We start from the raw sequence: 19,188 nt of genomic DNA, 5'->3' as shown, positions 1-19,188 counted from the left end.
AAAATTAAATTGTTATGACAAAAAAACTAGTAGGACAGGTAACTATCGAAGAAAAGAATGAGATACAGGCACTATTTGAGCGCCGCAATGGTCTCAACGAATTGGCAATGATTCTCACCGCTGAGAATGAAGCGTTGTATGAGAAACTCGTAAAGGATATGGGCGAGACTGGTACAAAGTTCCAAAACTGGTGGGACACTATGGCACAAAAGTACCAGTGGGAGAGTACACCTAACGGTAACTGGGAAATCAATTTCGAAACTTGTGAGATTTATCTTGTAACAGAATAAAAACATTATGGTATTAAATACTATTACCCTTTTTATTGGAACAACTGAACTTCTTCTTATGGGAGGAATTGCCCTTCTTCTATTTGGTGGCAAGAAATTACCAGAGATGATGCGTGGACTCGGACAAGGTGTCAAAGAGTTCAAGCAAGGTATGAATGATATTAAGGGTGAAGGCGAGAACAATGAGCCAGAACGACCAACAGGAGAAGGTGAAAACGATCCTTCGAACGGTAGCGAGGAAACTCTAGAAAAGAAGGATGGCGACCAGTAACGATAACAGCTCTATGCTTACATTTGGCGGGCATCTTGAAGTGCTCCGCCAAATGTTGTTTCGCATTCTTGGTGTAACAGGTGTGCTTGCAGCAGTCGTGTTCTGTTTCAAAGATGAGACTTGGCATTTGTTGCTTGCTCCTAGTGAATGTGATTTCTGTACGTACCAATGGATAGAATCGGCAATGCAGGCAATCGGGTTTTCTGATTTTAAATTCGATAAGTTCTATGTGAATCTTATCGCAACAGATTTGTCCTCTCAGTTTATGACGCACATCATGACTGCTGTCTATTTGGGGTTGCTCGGAGCGTCGCCTTATATCCTGTTTGAGTTATTTCGATTTATTTCTCCTGCTTTATATGAAAGCGAAAAAAAGTACTCCGTGCAGGTAGCAGCTGTTATTTATCTGCTTTTTATCCTGGGAGTACTTATGAGTTATTTTATCCTATTTCCTATCTCGTTTCGTTTCCTTGGAACGTATAGTGTAGCCGAAAGGGTGCACAGTACCATCACGCTTGATAGTTATGTAGAAACATTCACAACGCTAACTCTGATTATGGGCATAGTATTCCAATTGCCGGTTATTGCTTTTGCCTTGGCAAAGATGGAATTAATTACCTCTAATATGCTTTCGGATTATCGAAAGCACGCATTCCTTGTCATAATGCTTGTGGCAGCTATTATTACACCGCCTGATCTCATGACACTGGTACTGGTAACAATTCCGCTATACTTGCTATTTGAGTTGAGCATTAGAGTGGTCAAGTGGGTAGAGAAATAGCCTTAATCATCCTCGCCTGCAAATTTGTTCATGCCTCGGATCATGTGTCGAAGCGAACTGAGTAGTTCTTGCGACTCTTGAAGGATGTGAACCGTGAGCAGGAGCGTGTTGATGTTTTGGTTATCGTCCTGAAGCGTGTCAAGCATGTCTTTGCGGTCCTTTGATATCTGTTCCTGGACGAGCATACAATCGTCACGCAGTTTCTCGGCATCGGTAAAGTCGCCTGATTGAAGCATTGAAAGCGTTGATATAAAGAGGCCAATGACGCGGTCACGGGTGTCGATGAAATGAGCATGATAAGCAACTGGAATGGGGGAGAAGTTGTTGCCTATGTGTTCGCGCAGGGGGTCGTTGATGCGTTTCATGCAGTATAGCATTTGCTGGCAAGAATTGATGCCAAGGAAATACCAGGTGTTACGCTGTATTATTGTGAGCGGGTCAAGTCGTCGCATCACAATGATCTCGCGGCGCCGCTGGCGTTTGAGTTCCTTGCGTTCGTCGTCGATAAGTCCGGAACCACGTTTCAACGTGCGGTATTCTTCATTGATGAAACTGTCGGTAGCACTACGGTAGTTTTCAATGACAAATTCCAGTCGAGAGGCGTTCCCCTTGCGAATGTGTTCACAAAGCAGTTGCCATACTTGTGACTTTTCGCGAGTTCTCATCATCTGCTTGAACAGCGTGTCTTCTTCGGTAACTGACTCCTTGAACTTCTTATTGCTGCGTATGAGCAGGAAAATAGCAAGGGCGATTGCACACAGCATGGCAATGTAACTGCCAAAGTGAAGAGCATTGGTAACAAGATAGCAAGCAATAAATGCTGCTCCTGCCGTGATAAACCATCCTCCAATCACGCTCAACACGCCAGTGATGCGGAACACAGCGCTCTCGCGGGTCCATGCACGGTCGGCAAGGCTAGTTCCCATTGCCACCATGAATGTGACGTAGGTTGTGGAGAGAGGCAATTTCATGCTTGTGCCCAGAGCCACGAGAAGTCCTGCAAGCACGAGATTGACTGCTGCTCGTATCTGGTCAAAGGCAGCCCCTTCGGGCAATATCATGGTGTCGCTATTGAAGCGAGAATCTATCCATTTGCCCACCGATGCTGGCACATACTTCACAATGCCTCCAGCCATTCTAGATGAGGTGCGCACAATGGTGCGGGCCACAGCTGATGAACCAAACATTTCGTCACCTTCGTCCTGACGGCTGAGGTCAACACTTGTCTTCACCACGTTTTGCGCTTTCTTGGAGTACACCAGCGACAATACCATCACTACACCGGCTGCCACTAAAAATATAGAGGGAGTGTGGGCACTCTCCATAAGTGATGTCATCATGTACCCGTCGGGGGTTCCGCTGCCATTAGCAGCATAGTCTTGATAAGCCTCCAGTCCTGTGAGTGGAACACCGATGAAGTTCACAAGGTCATTACCGGCAAACGCCATAGCGAGGGCAAAGGTACCAAGCAGAACAACAAATTTGAGTACTGGCAACTTGAAAGCACTGGCAATAGTCATTATCACTGAGAAAACAAGCATGCAGCCACCAATTATATACCAAGTGTAGGCATTAATGATCTCTTTCACTTCTGGCGTCATGAAATTGCTGCCTTTGAGTCCGTTTATAAGCAAGAACCAAATGATGCTTGTCACGGCAATTCCGCCGAAAATTCCGATTTTCAAAGAACTGCTGGTGAGTCCACCAGTATTATTATTTATAGATGTTGACTTGCCATTCACACGATATGTGAACGTGAACACCATTCGGGCAATCCACTGGACGACGGAACCAAGCACGAAGGCTATGGCAACGCTCAAGAATATACCCATGATAACGCTTATCGCCTTCTCGGTGTTGAGCAAGTCGCCTAATGACAAAAGAGTGCCGTCGGCCATGGTTGTGCCGTGAATAATCTTCAACAAAGCAATAGCAAAGGCACCTCCGAGCAATTCAAACACCATGCTGACGGTTGTCGATGTGGGCATGCCCAGCGTGTTGAACACGTCGAGCAGAACAACATCAGTCACCATCACGGCCAGGAAGACGCACATCACATCGAAAAACGAGAAATACTCGGGTGTCATGATTCCATGACGGGCCACGTCCATCATGCCATTGCTCATTGCCGCTCCTGCAAACACACCTATGGCAGCAATTAAGACAATCGTGCGGAACTTTGCTACCTTTGCTCCGATTGCAGAGTTTAAAAAGTTAACGGCATCATTGCTGACACCCACCACGAGATCAAATATCGCCAGCAGCATGAGGAATGCGACGATAATAATAAAAATAGTGTTCATACTGATTATTTTGCTAGATAATTTATGAGGAAGTAAATCATTACAATTACCAACACTCGAAAGCAGTTATAATACAACCTGATTTTCTTTGCTTTTTCAACGTCCATAGTCTCTTGTTTTTTTATGTGCAGCAAAGGTCGTTTTAAGGTGTTAAGTTCAGGTTACAAACGTGTGACAATATTATGACAAAAACTGATTTAACAGTATTTTGCAAGAATGTAATAACTTTGAAACATCTTCTTAATAACTTTGCAACAAATTTGTGAAACATCATTTATGGACACGTTTATCAACCTACTTAGTCTCATAGGCTCACTTGGATTGTTTCTCTTCGGTATGAAGATCATGAGCGAGGGACTTGAAAAGTTTGCAGGCGAGCGCTTGCGCAACATTCTCGCTGCAATGACCCGAAATCGCTTCATGGGAGTATTGACAGGTATTACCGTCACGGCACTCATCCAGTCGTCATCAGCCACAACCGTCATGGTGGTTTCGTTTGTCAACGCGGGATTAATGAACCTTACACAAGCCATCGGTGTCATCATGGGTGCCAATGTGGGAACCACAGTCACTGCATGGATTATTTCTGCAATAGGTTTCAAGGTGAACATCGCAGCCATGTCGTTGCCGTTGCTAGCGATAGGCGTTCCTCTGGTATTCTCGGGCAACAGCAAGCGCAAGTCGATAGGAGAGTTTGTTTTTGGTTTCTCATTCCTGTTCATGGGATTAAGTTTTCTCCAGCAGGCGGCTACCGATCTTAATATAGGTGCTATGGTAGCGACTATGCTGTCACATGTTGCCGATGGCGGATTTTTCACGATTATCTTATTCGTGATAGTGGGTGCTCTCGTCACTATGCTAGTTCAGGCATCGGCTGCTACAATGGCTATCACGCTTATGCTCTTTGACATGCACATTCCCGGATTTGGACTCGAGCAGGCCGCGGCCTTAGCGATGGGACAAAACATAGGCACAACTATCACGGCAGTTATGGCATCGATAACCGCTGGCACCCAGGCTCGTCGTGCAGCTCTTGCTCACATGTTCTTCAATGTGTTTGGCGTTATTGTGGTACTTGTGTTGTTTTATCCGTTCTGCAATGCTATCAGTTGGTTTGTGGAGGAATTCATGGGTGTAGCCAATAATGACCTGTTCAAACTATCGGCTTTCCATACAGCTTTCAACATTTTCAACACACTCTTGCTCATTGGCTTTGTGAAGCAGATAGAGCAATTTGTGTGTCGTGTTCTCCCTGTAAAGGAGGAAAAGGAAGACCATGGCTTGAAGTTCATCACAGGCGGTTTGCTCTCTACTGCCGAGTTATCTCTGCTTCAAGCACGCAAAGAAATTGTGCTATTCGGCGAGCGTTGTCAGAAGTCATTTAACTATGTCATTTCAATGCATGAAATTGAAAAAGAGTCGGAGTTCACCACTATGTTTAATAAGGTGGAAAAATATGAGACTATCACCGACAATATGGAATATGAAATTGCTCATTACCTGCAGCAAGTGAGTGAGGGGCGCTTGTCGGATGATGGTAAGCGCCAGGTACAACGCATGTTGCGCGAGGTTGACGATCTAGAAAGCATAGGTGACTGCTGTTACAACCTTGCACGCACGCTCAACCGCAAGCGCAAAAATTGTGAAGAGCATTTCACCAGCGGACAACTGCAGCAAATTAAGACCATGGAGCAGCTTGTGGGTAAGGCATTATCAATCATGGTTGACACATTGAATCAACCCGAGGGTGAAGGACATGATATATCGCGTAGTTATGAGCTTGAGAATGAAATAAATAATTTGCGCAAAAATCTGCGCAACGAGAATACGCAGAACATTGCTGCCGGACAATATGACTACAAGCTGGGCGCGTTTTACATTGACTTCATTAACGGGCTGGAATCTCTTGGCGATTATGTCCTCAATGTTGTGCAAAGCAAGGCAAGGCAAAAAGTTGCATAAAGGATTTATATTGAGTTCAACAATTTAAGTGTTGTTACAATATTGTTAAATATAGCACTAGAGTAATGATTTATATCATTTATTAGATTTTTAATGCCTATCTTTGCATTATAAATTTTTATCTCATGGCAAAGAAGATTCTTATAGTTGATGACGAACCTGATATACTGGAAATACTTCGTTTCAATCTAGAAACAGAAGGGTATGACATTGTCACAAGCGAAGCACCCTATGACCTCAAGTCCGAGTTGCCTGACTTGATTTTGCTTGATGTGATGATGACTCCCAAATCGGGGTTCGAGTGGGCAAAGGAATTGAAATCGGACGCGCTCACTGCACACATTCCCATCATTTTTTGCACGGCAAAGACCACCGAAGAGGATATGCTGACGGGCTTTGGGCTGGGAAGCGATGATTACATCTGCAAACCGTTTCGCATCAGTGAAGTAAAGGCACGTGTTGCAGCAGTGTTGCGTCGCACAGCTAGCGACAAGCCATCATTAGATGACCAGTCTATCATCAAATATGAAGGAATCCAGATGGACCTGAACCGAAAAGAATGTTTAGTGGATGGGGTAGAAGTGTCATTCACAAAACTCGAATTTGAAGTTCTGTCTTTGTTGCTCAGTTCTCCTGGCCAGGTTTTCTCCAGAGAGAAAATCCTGCACACCGTGTGGCCCGACGATACCATCGTGCTTGACCGAACGGTCGATGTGAACATTACCCGCATACGCAAGAAAATAGGACGATATGGCGAGTATTTAAGAACTAAGTTTGGATATGGTTATCTGTTTGAAAAATGACTAAATGGAATCTCGCTAACACAATATTTATGACAGCGACAACCTTAGTGGTTGTTTTTACTATCAGCTTTGGTGTCTATGAGTATAATCGTGAGCACGCCTTCCGTTGCGACATCCTGCATGCCCAACTGCAACTGAACAACTACACACGAGGCGACACATCAATACGTGTTACTGTGATTGATACCCTGGGTAATGTGAAGTATGACAGTCATGAACAGGACCTTGCAGGGATGGGGAATCACTTGAAACGCAAGGAAGTTCAGGAAGCATTGGCCCATGGCACAGGCTACGACATCAAGCGCAAATCCAATACTAATGGCGAGAAATATTTCTATTCGGCAACTTATTTTCCTGAGCGAGGCGAGATAGTGCGCTCGGCTGTTCCTTATTCGGCTCCACTGACAGCAAGCCTTGAACGTGATTACACATTCTTGTATTATACAGCAGGCATCCTCGCCCTAGTTGCAATAGTGCTGTATTTCCGTTCTCGCCTCACTTATAGTGAACAAGAAAAGCAACGCATAAAACGCCAACTCACCGAGAATGCTGCGCACGAACTGAAAACACCGGCAGCAACTATAAGCGGATACCTAGAAACTATTGTTGAAAATCCAACAATGCCAGAGTACAAACGCAATGAATACATCGAGCGATGCTATGCACAGAGTCAACGAATGAGCAGGTTGCTCTCAGACATGAGCACACTCACGCAGCTGGAGTCGTCACCCTCGTCGGTACCTGATAGAGCTGGAACTGTTGACATCACTAAAATACTCTATCAACTTGAAGAAGAAACCAAATTCCAGTTTGAGAGCAAAAACATTGAACTCAAGCTTGATATCCCTGAAAAAATACCTGTGCAAGCCGATGCAGCCTTGATGTACTCAATGTTGCAGAATATTTTTAGTAACACGCTTGCCTATGCCACCGGAGCAACATATTTTAGAGTGACTGCCGAGGAAGACAGCACCCCCTTTGGCAAGGGGCGTGGCAAGGATTGGGTCCTTCGTTTCATAGACAATGGGGTGGGAGTGTCAAGCGAACATCTTCCACATCTTTTCGAACGATTTTATCGCACTGACAAGGGTCGCTCGCGTCGTCTTGGTGGCACGGGACTGGGACTTGCTATCGTCAAGAATATCGCTGTGCGTTACGGTGGCTATGCCACGGCAGCAAACACAGTGGGCGGCGGCTTGACAATCGAAATAGGAATAAAAGATATGTAACAAATCATGCTTTCTCTTGAACAGTAAAAGCATGATTTCTAATCCAATTAGTCGAATAATACTGAATAAAAGAGGCGCGATGCTGCGGATATGTCCGTTGCATCGCGCCTGCGCTTATGCCGTATATTTTACTTCACTATTGTGATAAATTCTTCCTCGCTCTTGACTTTCTTGCCGTTGACATAATAGTCAGGATCCGAAAGGCTTCCCATTCCGTTGTCGATTTGCAATGAGTCGGTAAATTCGTCGGTCCAGTGGATTACAAAGACGGGGCATTGAGCAAGTTCGATGCCAATGGGGGCACTGGTGCTCACCCACAGGTGAGGACGGTCGAAGTTGCAGAACTTGATAATATAGGGGAACTGGTAGTTCTCGGGAGGTGTAACTTCATTGCCTGCAACCGTTGAGTCGGCTGCGGCAGTGTAATCCTCGTCGTAGGGGGTTATTGCCAGTGTGTCGCGGAATTCGCCTGCAATTACTTCAAACCACAGGTCGTTTACATTGATTTTACCGGGCCTTGACACTGTATCGAGCTTGTTGTTACCATTCTGATCCACTACTTTAATATAATATGAAATATAGGGATAGCGTTGACATGAATAAAGTATGCTTATAATTGCAGCTGCAAAAGCGATTGTGAGTAATTTCTTCATCTGTTAGTGATTTTTAGATTGTTGCAAAGGTAATGAAAATGTACCATTCGGCAAAATTTTACTAATAAGTGTACTCAATTATTTGTCGTGGTTGGTAAAGTACATGGCATGAGGTGATTGTGAAAAATGGGAGGCAGTCGTGAAACCACCTCCCATTGTAAAATGTAATTGTTCTAGGATTAGCCTAGGAGTTCTTTCATCTTGTCCATTGCGGCGCCCAGTCCCTCGGTATTGCGTCCGCCGGCTTGTGCAAGACCAGGTTGTCCTCCGCCACCGCCCTGGATGAGCTTGGCAGCTTCCTTGACAACATTGCCAGCTTTCATGCCTTCCTTCACGAGGTCGTCGGTAAACATGACCGTGAGCATGGGTTTGCCTGCGTCTTGTGTAGCAGCAAGGAAAGCAGTGCGCTGTGCACCGTCGGCCTTAATTGCGAGGGCGACACCACGCACTACGTCGGCCATGACATTACCGCTGAGTGTGGCAACATTGATTCCATTGATCTCCTCAGCTCTCTCCAGCAGGCTAGACTTGAGGTTGTTGATGCGATCCTGTACAAATCCTTCGATTTGTTTCTGCAATGCAACATTCTCGGCAAGCGATTTCTTGATAGCAACGAGGGCATCGGGAGCGTTGTTGAGCATAGCGCGTATTTCAAGCATTGTGTCCTGAAGGCCGTCGAGCATGTTCTCAACTTCCTTGCCAGTCACAGCCTCGATGCGACGAATGCCGGCAGCTACTGACCCTTCGCTAACGATTCTAATCATACCGATGTTACCAGTATTGACAACGTGTGTACCGCCGCAGAGTTCAACCGAGTTGCCATACTTGATGACACGCACTTTGTCGCCATATTTCTCGCCGAAGAGAGCCATAGCGCCCATTTCGCGTGCAGCATCGATGGCCATGTCGCGGTGTTCCTCTCGTGCAATCGCTCCACGAACCATCGCGTTAGCAACATGCTCAACTTCTCTTATCTCCTCGGGAGTAACTTTTTTGAAGTGAGAGAAGTCAAAACGCAGTGCATGAGCATCAACATAAGAGCCTTTCTGCTCTACATGTGTGCCCAGAACTTGACGCAGAGCCGAGTGAATGAGGTGAGTTGCAGTGTGATTGCACTCAATGGCGTGACGCATCTCCATGTCGATTGCTGCATGAACAGGCGCCGCAGGATTACTAGGCAGCTTCTTTGCTATGTGCACGGGAAGATTGTTCTCGCGTTTTGTGTTAGTGATTTCGATTACTTCATCGCCCACTGTGAGTGTGCCGTGGTCGCCAACCTGGCCACCCATTTCGGCATAGAACGGAGTTTTGCCGAGCACAATCTGATAGAACTCGTTGTTCTTTTGCTTCACTTTGCGATAACGCAAAATTGCAGTGTCGCACTCGGTGCTGTCATATCCCACAAACTCTGTGACGCCTTCTTGGAGTTCAACCCAGTCGGTTGCTTCTACTTGCGCGGCATTGCGAGCACGCTGTTTCTGCTTCTGCATTTCAGCATTAAAGTCTTCCTCGTTAACGGTCATGCCGTTCTCTTTAAGGATGAGTTGTGTGAGGTCGAGGGGGAAACCATAAGTATCATAGAGCACGAATGCTTCACGTCCTTCAATAGCGTTTTTACCACCAGCCTTGGCATCGGCTATCACCTTGTCGATGAGCTTCATGCCGGTTTCGAGGGTGCGCAGGAATGAATCTTCTTCCTCCTTTGTTACATGCTTGATGAGATCGGCTTGTGCGGGCAGTTCGGGGTAAGCATCGCCCATTGACTCAATGAGTGTATCAATCATCTGGTACATAAATGCTTCCTTAAGGCCGAGGAATGTGTAGCCATATCGCACGGCACGACGCAAGATGCGACGAATCACATAACCTGCCTTTGCATTGCTGGGCAACTGGCCGTCGGCGATAGAGAATGCAATGGTGCGCACATGGTCAGAAATGACGCGCATTGCCACGTCAACGTCGTTATCTTTGCCATAAGTTTTGCCAGAGATTTCACCCACTTTCTTAATGAGTGGCTGGAACACGTCGGTGTCATAGTTTGACTTTACGCCACTCAATGCCATACACAGGCGTTCAAATCCCATACCGGTGTCAATCACGTGGAGTGGGAGAGGCTCGAGCGAACTGTCGGCTTTGCGGTTATACTGCATGAACACGAGGTTCCAGATCTCAATTACCTGGGGATTATCTTTGTTTACTAGCTGTGCTCCAGGAACTTTGGCTTTTTCTTCCTCGCTACGCAAGTCGATGTGAATCTCCGAGCAAGGACCACAGGGGCCTGTATCGCCCATTTCCCAGAAGTTGTCTTTGCGGTTGCCGTTGATAATGTGGTCGGCGGGCAGATGTTTTTCCCAGTAGCCTGCAGCTTCGTTGTCGCGCTCAAGACCTTCGGCGGCATAGCCCTCAAATACTGTTGCATAGAGCAATTTCGGGTCAATCTTCATCACGTCAACAAGAAATTCCCAAGCATAGTCAATGGCTTTCTCCTTGAAATAATCGCCAAAAGACCAGTTGCCCAGCATCTCAAACATGGTGTGGTGGTAAGTGTCATGACCTACCTCTTCCAAGTCGTTGTGCTTACCGCTCACGCGCAGACATTTCTGTGAATCGGCAACAGTGCTCCATTGAGGTGCTTTGTTGCCAAGGATGATGTCCTTGAACTGGTTCATACCTGCATTAGTGAACATCAATGTGGGGTCATCTTTGATAACCATGGGAGCCGAAGGCACAATGTGATGGCCTTTCTCCTCAAAGAATTTCTTAAATGATTCGCGTATTTCTTTTGCTGTCATTGTGTTATGTTGTTTTATGTTTATTCTCTGAAATATATCTGCAAAGTTACTTGATAAAATCGGGTTATGCAAGTTTTTGCACTTAATTACATTACTGCCTTTACTATGCGACGCACATTATCGGCACGTCCCATAGTGTAGAAGTGCAATGCTGGCACGTCGTTTTGCAGCAAGTCATTGCACTGTGCTATGCACCATTCTACCCCTGCCTCATACTGGCTTTCTTTGTCGTTGTATTGCTGTATCTTGGCAACCAGCTCGTTGGGAATGTCGAGGTGGAATGCCTGTGGAATAGACTGAATTTGCTTTGCACTTGACAACGGTTTTAAGCCAGGTATAATGGGGACGTTAATGCCCGCTTTCCTGCAAAGATCTCGGAACTGGTAGAACTTCACGTTGTCAAAAAACATTTGAGTGACAACATAATGGGCACCGGCATCTACTTTTTGCTTCAAGTGCATGATGTCAATATCAATGTTTGCTGCCTCAAAGTGTTTCTCGGGGTATCCTGCAACACCAATACAGAAATCAGTGCTGATTCCATTCTTGATGCTGGGGTCTAGATACACACCATTATTCAGGTGGTCTATCATTTCAACCAGTTCGCTTGAATGTGAGAATCCATCGGGTTCGGGAATGAAACGGCGATAGCCCGGCTCGGCATCGCCACGCAGCGCAACGACATTGTTTATTCCCATAAAATGCAGGTCGAGCAATTCGCTCTCAATCTTTGCAGCCGAGGCGCCTCCACATATCACGTGAGGCACAATGCTGATGTCGAAACGCTGCATGATTGCTCCCACTATGGCAAGTGTGCTGGGACGCTTTGAGAGAGTCATCTTGTTGTAGGTGCCGTTATCGTTCAAGATATATTGGACCTCGTCACGATGGCATGTCACATTAATAAATGCCGGGTCGAGATCTACCAACGCCTCGATAGACTTGTGCAGCACGTTCACGTCGCTTCCCTTGAGTGGGGGAACTAGTTCAAAACTCACGAAGGGTTCACCCTTGCGTTGATTTATTATGTCAGTTACTTTAGGCATTTCCTTATTCTGGTTTCGTAATCATTATTTTGTTTATCATCAACATTCTCCACAGCAAAATAGTGAGCATCGGGGTGGGAGATGAGCATACCGCACACCGAGGTTGATGGATTGATTGAATAATTCTCGGTGAGAGAAATTCCCAACACATTATGAGCGTCGAGCAGGTCAAAAGCGATTTTCTTGAGACGGTGGTCGGGGCAGCAGGCATATCCAAAGGCAGGCCTGATGGATTGTGCCTTGCCGAATGCTGCATGCTCAATGTGTTGTGCTGCTGCTTCGACAAGTCTTGCCGAGAGCGCATGTAACATGATGTGCTCGTAGGACTTGCTGTCTGTCGCATGGTCATGAATCTTGGCAGTGACAGCAAATAGACCGATGGGCGTAACCTCTGTTTCACTGAAATAGTCGGAGAGACATTCGCATTTACCGCTCTGGCTGCGATGCATGGGCAAGGTGCCAACTCCCGGGAGTTCAATATCATTCCCGTTTTTCAGCGCCGGATAGAATTTTACAACCGATTCAAGTGAGATGAGCTTGTCATCAATGGCTTTGTCAAGAAGCCGTTTTGCTTCAAGCAGCGTTGAACGGGCCTCTTCGTTTTCCAATACGGTTTCTAACGACTCTCCCTTGAATCCCCAGAAAGCCAAAAGCATGCGCCAGTCAATTTTATCTTTAACACGCTTTATGTCGGCATTGAGATGTGCATTATTCAGTTCTTCGACATTGAAAATGGATTGCGTCTTGCGTTGTACTGCATGATTGTTTGCCTGGCTATAACTGTAGGCCGCGGTCTCCATCTGCTTTTTATTGTATGACTCAATTATGCACGATTGTTCTGCTCGATTCTTTTCAATGGTAGCATCATGGTCGCGAGCAAGTTCCTTGGCAATAATGGCACAATGCGAGGCATCTCGGCTATAGAAAACACCTGGTGAATATAATGGGGATAATTTCACCGCAGTGTGGACTGCCGATGTAGTGGCGCCACCCACCTGAATGGGCGTTTTAATTCCCTCTTTCTCAAAAAGCATGCACAAGTTTTCCATCTCTTTGAGTGATGGGGTGATCAGTCCGCTCACTGCCACCATGAGAGGATGTGTGCGCCGCACAGTTTCAAGAATACTCTGGTTATCAACCATCACGCCAAGGTCAACGACATCGAAGCCATTGCACGACAAGATGATAGACACGATGTTCTTGCCTATGTCGTGAACATCCCCTTTTACGGTTGCAAGTACAATCGTGTGCCTGTAGTTGGTGGCTGATGAGTTGTTTTGTGACTCAATGACAGGTTGTAATATTTCTACAGCCTCGCGCATCACACGAGCCGACTTTACCACTTGCGGCAGGAAGAGTTTGCCGCAAGCAAACATATCGCCCACGTCTTTCATGCCTTGCATCAATGGACCTTCAATAATCGCCAGGGCGTTTCCGTTGTTCTCTTCCAGGGAACGAGCCATGAGTGATTCCAAGTTGTCACTGCGGCCCTTGACCAAGGATTGGGAAATGAGTTGGGATACTGTTAAGTCTTTCTCGCTGCTTGTTGTGTCGGCTTGGTTGGTTGATGACTCGGCAAGCGAGGCTGCTATATCTACCATGTCCTGGGTCGCATTGTCCGAACGATTGAAAATAAGGTCTTCGGCTGATTTCAGCAGGCTTGGTTCTATTTCGTCGTAAGGAATAATCATGCCAGGATTCATGATAGCCATGTCAAGTCCTGCTTTTATTGCATGATACAAGAATACCGAATGCAATACTTTGCGCACTAGGTTATTACCTCTGAATGCGAACGATAAGTTTGACAGTCCGCCGCTAGTCTTTGCATGTGGAAGATTTGTTTTAATCCATTCAACCGCACGAATATAATCTAGGGCATATAGCGCATGTTCACTAATTCCTGTGCCTATCGACAAGATATTTGGGTCAAAAATCATATCCTCGCATGGGAACCCGTTAGAAACAAGAAGGTTATATGCTCGCTGGCATATTTCGACCTTCCTGTCGTAGGTTGTCGCTTGGCCTTTCTCGTCAAATGCCATTACAATCACGGCGGCTCCCAATCGCTTGAGTTCATCGGCTTTGGCAAGGAACGCTTCCTCGCCGTCTTTAAGGCTTATGGAATTGACTATGCACTTGCCCTGCGAGTTTTTTAGTGCTGTCACGATTGTATCCCATGAGGATGAGTCGATCACAAGAGCGGCCCGTGCTACCATAGGCTCGGCCGAGATATATCTTACGAACGTGCGCATTTCTTGAACCGAATCAAGCATTGCGTCGTCCATGTTGATATCAATTATGGGACTGCCATTCTCAATCTGGTCAGATGCAATAGTCAGTGCCTCGTCATATTTTTTTTCGGCAATCAAACGCGCAAATTTGCGAGATCCTGCCACATTGTTTCGTTCGCCTATATTGATAAAATTGGTAACCTCTCGGTCAATTACCACATTTTCCAGACCTGCTACTGCGCAGCGCTTGTCGTAGGCAGGAATGACTCGAGGTGGGAGGTTGCGCATTGATGTCGCTATTGCCTTGATGTGTGCAGGTGTGGTGCCGCAGCAACCGCCCGCAATGTTGATGCATCCCTGTCGTGCCAAACCGCTTAACTGCTCGGCCATGTAGGCAGGAGTGTCACAGTAGTTGCCCATCTCGTCGGGCAAACCGGCATTGGGGTGTAGGCTGAATGCAACTGGCAATGACGGCGCAAGTTGCTCGACGGCGTATTTTAGGTCGGCAATGCCAAAAGAGCAGTTAAACCCAAAAGAAAGAATGGGGTAGTGCTTTATGCTTGTGAAAAACGCTTGTGCGCTTTGCCCTGTAAGCGTGTGGGCATTGCGGTCATTAATGGTGATTGACACCATGACAGGCATGATAGAACCTCGCTTGTTGTTTGTCTTGTCGATTGCATAAAGTGCGGCTTTGGCATTAAGCGTGTCATAACAGGTCTCAATGAGAATCACGTCCACGCCACCGTCGATGAGCGCCTGCGCCTGGGTGCGGTAAGCGTCAGATAAAGTGTCAAAGTCAATTGCTCTTGATACGGGATCATTCACGTCGTGAGGCATAGTCAGAGATTTGCTGGTGGGTCCCATCGAACCTGCTACCCATATCTTACGGTCCACAACGGCATCGGCTGCCTCACGGGCTATTCTTGCACCTTCGAAATTCAATCTATACACATATTCCTCTAAACAGTAATCGCTTTGGGACACCACGTTAGACGAAAATGTATTAGTGGTGATAATATCGGCTCCGGCTTCGATATAAGCATCGTGAATTGACCTCACTGCTTGTGGTGCTGTGAGATTGAGAACATCGTTGTTGCCTTTTAAATCGACAGCATGAGTAACAAACATCTTGCCTCTGAATTGACTCTCGTCAAGATTTAGAGACTGCACCATCGTGCCGAAGGCTCCATCAAGTATGACAACGCGTTGAGAGAGAACGTCTTTTAAATTCATTGTGGTTGCTTATTTAAACCATTCGTCAATTAAATTCTTGCAGTGTCCTGGAATGACAATGTGATGGTTGCCTATGGGACGAGTCAAGAAATACTTGGAGTCGTGTCTGTTGTCAAGAGCAATTAATTGTTGCGTGCGGCACAGGCCGGGTTCATTCTGGCATTTGACCAGCGTTCCCTCGGCAGCGAAATATCTGGTCAAGTCTCCAGAAATCTTGAACACGGTGATGGGGCCAGCTGGCGAAAATCCCACAATACCCACTCCAAGTCCTGATTCAAAGTGCGTGTCAAGTTTGAAACTATCTACCATGTCAAATGGTATCGTGCAATGCGCCATCAGCATTTGGCCGGTGTCAGGGTTGATAGTCGAGGCGTTACATTGAAATCCTGACAGGCCTGTGAGCGCGTGTGCAACAAGCATTGACAGCATGGCAGGCACATCGCCCTCGCATGTGGCAACTACGCCCTCGCTGTTAAACCTTGCCAGAGCTACACACCCTGTGTTCTTGACAGCAGTGAGCAGGTCAAAGCACCTTATTGTGAAACCATTAAGCCCATGCCTTTTTACTATTGCTTTAAGAGCGATATAAATGCGCTCGGCACCGATAAGATTCTTGCTGATGACTGCGTCCTGGGTGTGATGAGCCAAAGGGCTGTTAATGTCCATTTTCTCGAGTGCATTGTATTCATCAATGACTTCGCTCATGGGAATGTCGATAATCTCAACGCCCAGTTTGCTTTTTACTTCAGCATAGTCGGCCTGACTAGAAATCAGCCAGTCTGACGGAGCGCCTATCACGCCTAGTTTCTTGCCAGCAACAGTCCTTTGAGCACGTCCCACTTGCACTAATGTGGTCAATCGGTCGTGTATATAAGCAGCATCGCCGTGTATGATTTCGCCCGATAATGAATTGTTGTTAAGGAAAGACAAGATTTCCATTGATGCGGCTAGCGAATTGTTGTGTCCCGAAGTTAATAAGTAAAACTTGCGGGTGCTGTGAAGCAATTCGGGCAACAGGCTCTTGAAAATTCCTTCGGTCCCGCCTGTGCGCACAAAGATGACATCAAGATCATGAGTCCCATAGTCTTCAAAAGAATCTAACTTCAACGTATAGTCACAATTCAATGATGAAAGAAAGGTTTTAGATGTCTCATCAATGACCTGCGCATTGTGTAAACTCGAAGTGAGAGTGTATATATAAATGCCTTTCATAACCGTAATTTCTAATAATTAGTACAAAGATAGCACATTTCGCTGTGATAATTACCATGTTTTTATAAAAAAATAAATTATTCATTTTGTATTGAGCACTATTTGCAGTAAATTTGCAAAAAAATTGAACGAATGGGATTTTTTAGTTTTTTCAGCAAAGAGAAAAAGGAGACGCTTGACAAAGGCTTGTCTAAAACCAAAGAAGGTGTATTTGCCAAACTGGCCCGTGTGGTAGCAGGCAAATCAACCATTGACGATGATGTCCTTGACGACCTGGAAGAGGTATTTGTGACCTCCGACGTGGGCGTGAAGACTACCGTCAAGATTTTAGACCGTATTCAAGCCCGAGTGAAGAAGGACAAATATGTCAACACTGCCGAGTTGAATGACTTGTTGTGTGACGAAATTACCCAGATGCTGGTTGATAACAACAATGCCGGCATGGAAGATTTCACTGTTGCCGAGGATAAGAAACCTTATGTGATCATGGTGGTGGGTGTTAATGGCGTGGGTAAAACCACAACCATCGGCAAACTTGCTTACCAGTTCAAGAAGGCTGGCAATAAAGTTGTCCTTGGGGCTGCCGACACTTATCGTGCAGCTGCCGATGAGCAGCTTGAGATATGGGGACAGCGTGTTGACGTGAAAGTAATCAAGCATAACATGGGCACCGATCCTGCATCAGTTGCGTTTGACTCTGTTTCGTCGGCCAAAGCCCAAGGTGCCGATGTGGTTATCATCGACACCGCAGGACGCCTCCACAACAACGTGGGCCTCATGCGCGAGTTGACCAAAATCAAGGATGTGATGCGCAAGGTCGTGCCTGATGCTCCTCACGAAGTACTGCTCGTGCTTGACGGATCTACAGGACAGAACGCCTTTGAACAGGCAAAACAGTTTGTGGCTGCAACCGAGGTTAACGCTCTGGCTATCACTAAACTTGACGGAACAGCCAAGGGCGGTGTCGTGATTGGTATCAGCGACCAGTTCCAGATACCCGTCAAGTATATAGGCCTAGGCGAGGGTATGGAAGACCTACAGATTTTCCGCAAAGAAGAATTTGTAAAATCATTATTCGGCAAGTGAGAAAAAACAAAATCGACATAATCTCATTGGGATGCTCAAAGAATCTTGTTGATTCAGAGCATCTCATTCGTCAGTTCCAGGCATCAGGTTACACGATAGAGCACAATCCCTCTAGAGTCACTGGCGAGATTGTGGTTGTCAACACATGCGGCTTCATACGCGATGCCCAGGAAGAGTCTATCAATACTATCCTTGAACTAGGCGAAGCAAAGCGTCAGGGCAAGTTTAAGAAACTCATTGTGATGGGTTGTCTTGCCGAGCGTTTCATGGCCGACTTGATTGACGCATTGCCCGAGGTTGACCATTTCTATGGTAAGTTCAACTGGACCAAGATGCTGGAAGACCTAGGTAAGTCTTACCGGGAGGACATCGCTAGCGAACGTTACCTAACAACGCCGCCTCACTATGCTTACCTCAAAATCTCGGAAGGTTGCAACCGGTTCTGTGCTTTCTGCGCGATTCCTCTTATCACTGGCAGGCACAAGTCGGTGCCCATGGAGCAGCTGCTTGATGAGGTGCGCAACCTAGTGAAGCAAGGCGTGAAAGAATTCAATGTCATTGCCCAGGATCTTTCTTCTTATGGTTTAGATCTTTATGGAGAAATGAAACTGCCCGAGTTGATTGACCGCATGGCGCAGATTGACGGAGTGGAATGGATTAGGTTGCACTATGCCTATCCCACGCAATTCCCCTACGACATCCTCCCCGTGATGTCACGCCACGACAATGTGTGCAAGTATCTAGACATTGCATTGCAGCATGTCAGTGACACGGTGCTTGACAACATGCGTCGTCACATAGGCAAGCAGGAAACGTTGGAGCTAATAGCGCGCATCAGGCGTGAAGTGCCGGGAATACACATTCGCACTACGCTCATGGTGGGATTTCCTGGCGAAGGCGACGATGAGTTCAATGAACTTGTTGATTTCGTGAAGAAAGCACGGTTTGAACGCATGGGAGCATTTGCTTACAGCGAAGAGGCGGGCACCTATGCCGAGAAAAACTACGACGACATAATTCCGCAAGACGTGAAAGACGAGCGCCTCCAGATTATCATGGATGTGCAAGAAAGCATCTCTCAAGACCTGCAAGACTCTAAAGTGGGAGAGGTTTTCAAAGTGATTATTGACCGCGAGGACGAAGACTACTACGTGGGACGAACGCAATGGGATTCGCCCGAAGTCGATCCCGAAGTGCTGATTGAAAAGAAACTGCAAATGAAAGTGGGAGAGTTCTATAATGTGAGAATCACTCAGGCTCTGCCATTTGAACTCATGGGCGAAGTTGAAGGTTAAT

15 protein-coding genes are annotated in these 19,188 nt (G+C 46.4%); 9 read left to right on the top strand and 6 right to left on the bottom strand.

Features of this window, described 5'->3' with window-relative positions; all coding sequences use genetic code 11:
• The first annotated feature begins 14 nt into the window (after window positions 1–14).
• From ACKI3C_RS03460 to tatC, 3 genes are read left to right on the top strand one after another with little or no spacing between them, the layout of a single operon-like run.
• Entirely contained in the window at window positions 15–290 is a 276-nt protein-coding gene (locus tag ACKI3C_RS03460) for a CXXX repeat peptide modification system protein (protein ID WP_407402070.1), read from the top strand.
• 7 nt (window positions 291–297) lie between these two features.
• Complete coding sequence (locus tag ACKI3C_RS03455) at window positions 298–561, top strand: twin-arginine translocase TatA/TatE family subunit (protein WP_407402068.1); 264 nt, start codon at window positions 298–300, stop codon at window positions 559–561.
• Window positions 562–574: 13 nt separating this feature from the next.
• On the top strand, window positions 575–1,342 hold the full coding sequence (tatC, locus tag ACKI3C_RS03450) for a twin-arginine translocase subunit TatC (RefSeq protein ID WP_407402066.1): 768 nt from the start codon (window positions 575–577) through the stop codon (window positions 1,340–1,342).
• Between the two features lie 2 nt (window positions 1,343–1,344).
• On the opposite strand, the gene ACKI3C_RS03445 is transcribed toward tatC, so the two are convergent.
• Window positions 1,345–3,645: an inorganic phosphate transporter gene (locus ACKI3C_RS03445; RefSeq protein ID WP_407402064.1), complete on the bottom strand. Its 2,301-nt coding sequence runs from the start codon at window positions 3,643–3,645 to the stop codon at window positions 1,345–1,347.
• Between the two features lie 276 nt (window positions 3,646–3,921).
• Here ACKI3C_RS03445 and ACKI3C_RS03440 point away from each other — a divergent pair, with 276 nt between their 5' ends.
• From ACKI3C_RS03440 to ACKI3C_RS03425, 4 genes are all read left to right on the top strand, one after another.
• Window positions 3,922–5,607 carry a Na/Pi cotransporter family protein gene (locus ACKI3C_RS03440; protein ID WP_407402062.1) on the top strand — a complete coding sequence of 562 codons (1,686 nt, stop codon included), beginning with the start codon at window positions 3,922–3,924 and terminating at the stop codon, window positions 5,605–5,607.
• A 125-nt stretch (window positions 5,608–5,732) separates the two neighbouring features.
• Window positions 5,733–6,410 carry a response regulator transcription factor gene (locus tag ACKI3C_RS03435; protein WP_407402060.1) on the top strand — a complete coding sequence of 226 codons (678 nt, stop codon included), beginning with the start codon at window positions 5,733–5,735 and terminating at the stop codon, window positions 6,408–6,410.
• Between the two features lie 78 nt (window positions 6,411–6,488).
• Entirely contained in the window at window positions 6,489–6,548 is a 60-nt protein-coding gene (locus ACKI3C_RS03430) for a hypothetical protein (RefSeq protein ID WP_407402126.1), read from the top strand.
• A gap of 95 nt (window positions 6,549–6,643) precedes the next feature.
• Window positions 6,644–7,639, top strand: coding sequence for a sensor histidine kinase (locus ACKI3C_RS03425; protein ID WP_407402124.1), 996 nt, complete (start codon window positions 6,644–6,646; stop codon window positions 7,637–7,639).
• A 128-nt stretch (window positions 7,640–7,767) separates the two neighbouring features.
• Here the strand turns inward: ACKI3C_RS03425 and ACKI3C_RS03420 are convergent, their stop codons facing one another.
• The 5 genes from ACKI3C_RS03420 to ACKI3C_RS03400 all read right to left on the bottom strand — a co-directional run bounded on the left by ACKI3C_RS03420 (window position 7,768) and on the right by ACKI3C_RS03400 (window position 16,806).
• The gene (locus ACKI3C_RS03420) at window positions 7,768–8,292 is read right to left on the bottom strand and encodes a hypothetical protein (protein ID WP_407402058.1); all 525 of its coding nucleotides are present in this window, start codon (window positions 8,290–8,292) and stop codon (window positions 7,768–7,770) included.
• Between the two features lie 179 nt (window positions 8,293–8,471).
• Entirely contained in the window at window positions 8,472–11,084 is a 2,613-nt protein-coding gene (alaS, locus tag ACKI3C_RS03415) for an alanine--tRNA ligase (protein WP_407402056.1), read from the bottom strand.
• Between the two features lie 86 nt (window positions 11,085–11,170).
• On the bottom strand, window positions 11,171–12,130 hold the full coding sequence (gene metF / locus ACKI3C_RS03410; RefSeq protein WP_407402054.1) for a methylenetetrahydrofolate reductase [NAD(P)H]: 960 nt from the start codon (window positions 12,128–12,130) through the stop codon (window positions 11,171–11,173).
• Entirely contained in the window at window positions 12,118–15,594 is a 3,477-nt protein-coding gene (metH, locus tag ACKI3C_RS03405) for a methionine synthase (RefSeq protein WP_407402052.1), read from the bottom strand. The genes metF and metH overlap by 13 nt, the downstream gene beginning before the upstream one ends.
• 9 nt (window positions 15,595–15,603) lie before the next feature.
• Window positions 15,604–16,806: a hypothetical protein gene (locus ACKI3C_RS03400; protein ID WP_407402050.1), complete on the bottom strand. Its 1,203-nt coding sequence runs from the start codon at window positions 16,804–16,806 to the stop codon at window positions 15,604–15,606.
• Window positions 16,807–16,938: 132 nt separating this feature from the next.
• On the opposite strand from ACKI3C_RS03400, the gene ftsY reads away from it, so the two are divergent.
• Both ftsY and rimO read left to right on the top strand, forming a co-directional pair.
• Entirely contained in the window at window positions 16,939–17,892 is a 954-nt protein-coding gene (ftsY, locus tag ACKI3C_RS03395; RefSeq protein ID WP_407402048.1) for a signal recognition particle-docking protein FtsY, read from the top strand.
• Window positions 17,889–19,187 carry a 30S ribosomal protein S12 methylthiotransferase RimO gene (rimO, locus tag ACKI3C_RS03390; protein WP_407402046.1) on the top strand — a complete coding sequence of 433 codons (1,299 nt, stop codon included), beginning with the start codon at window positions 17,889–17,891 and terminating at the stop codon, window positions 19,185–19,187. Before ftsY ends, rimO begins: the two co-directional genes overlap by 4 nt.
• The last annotated feature ends 1 nt before the right edge of the window (window position 19,188 follow it).

It is taken from the genome of Sodaliphilus sp. (assembly GCF_045598405.1).
Taxonomy (GTDB): domain Bacteria; phylum Bacteroidota; class Bacteroidia; order Bacteroidales; family Muribaculaceae; genus Sodaliphilus; species Sodaliphilus limicaballi.
This window is presented reverse-complemented; position numbering and strand designations above follow the sequence as displayed.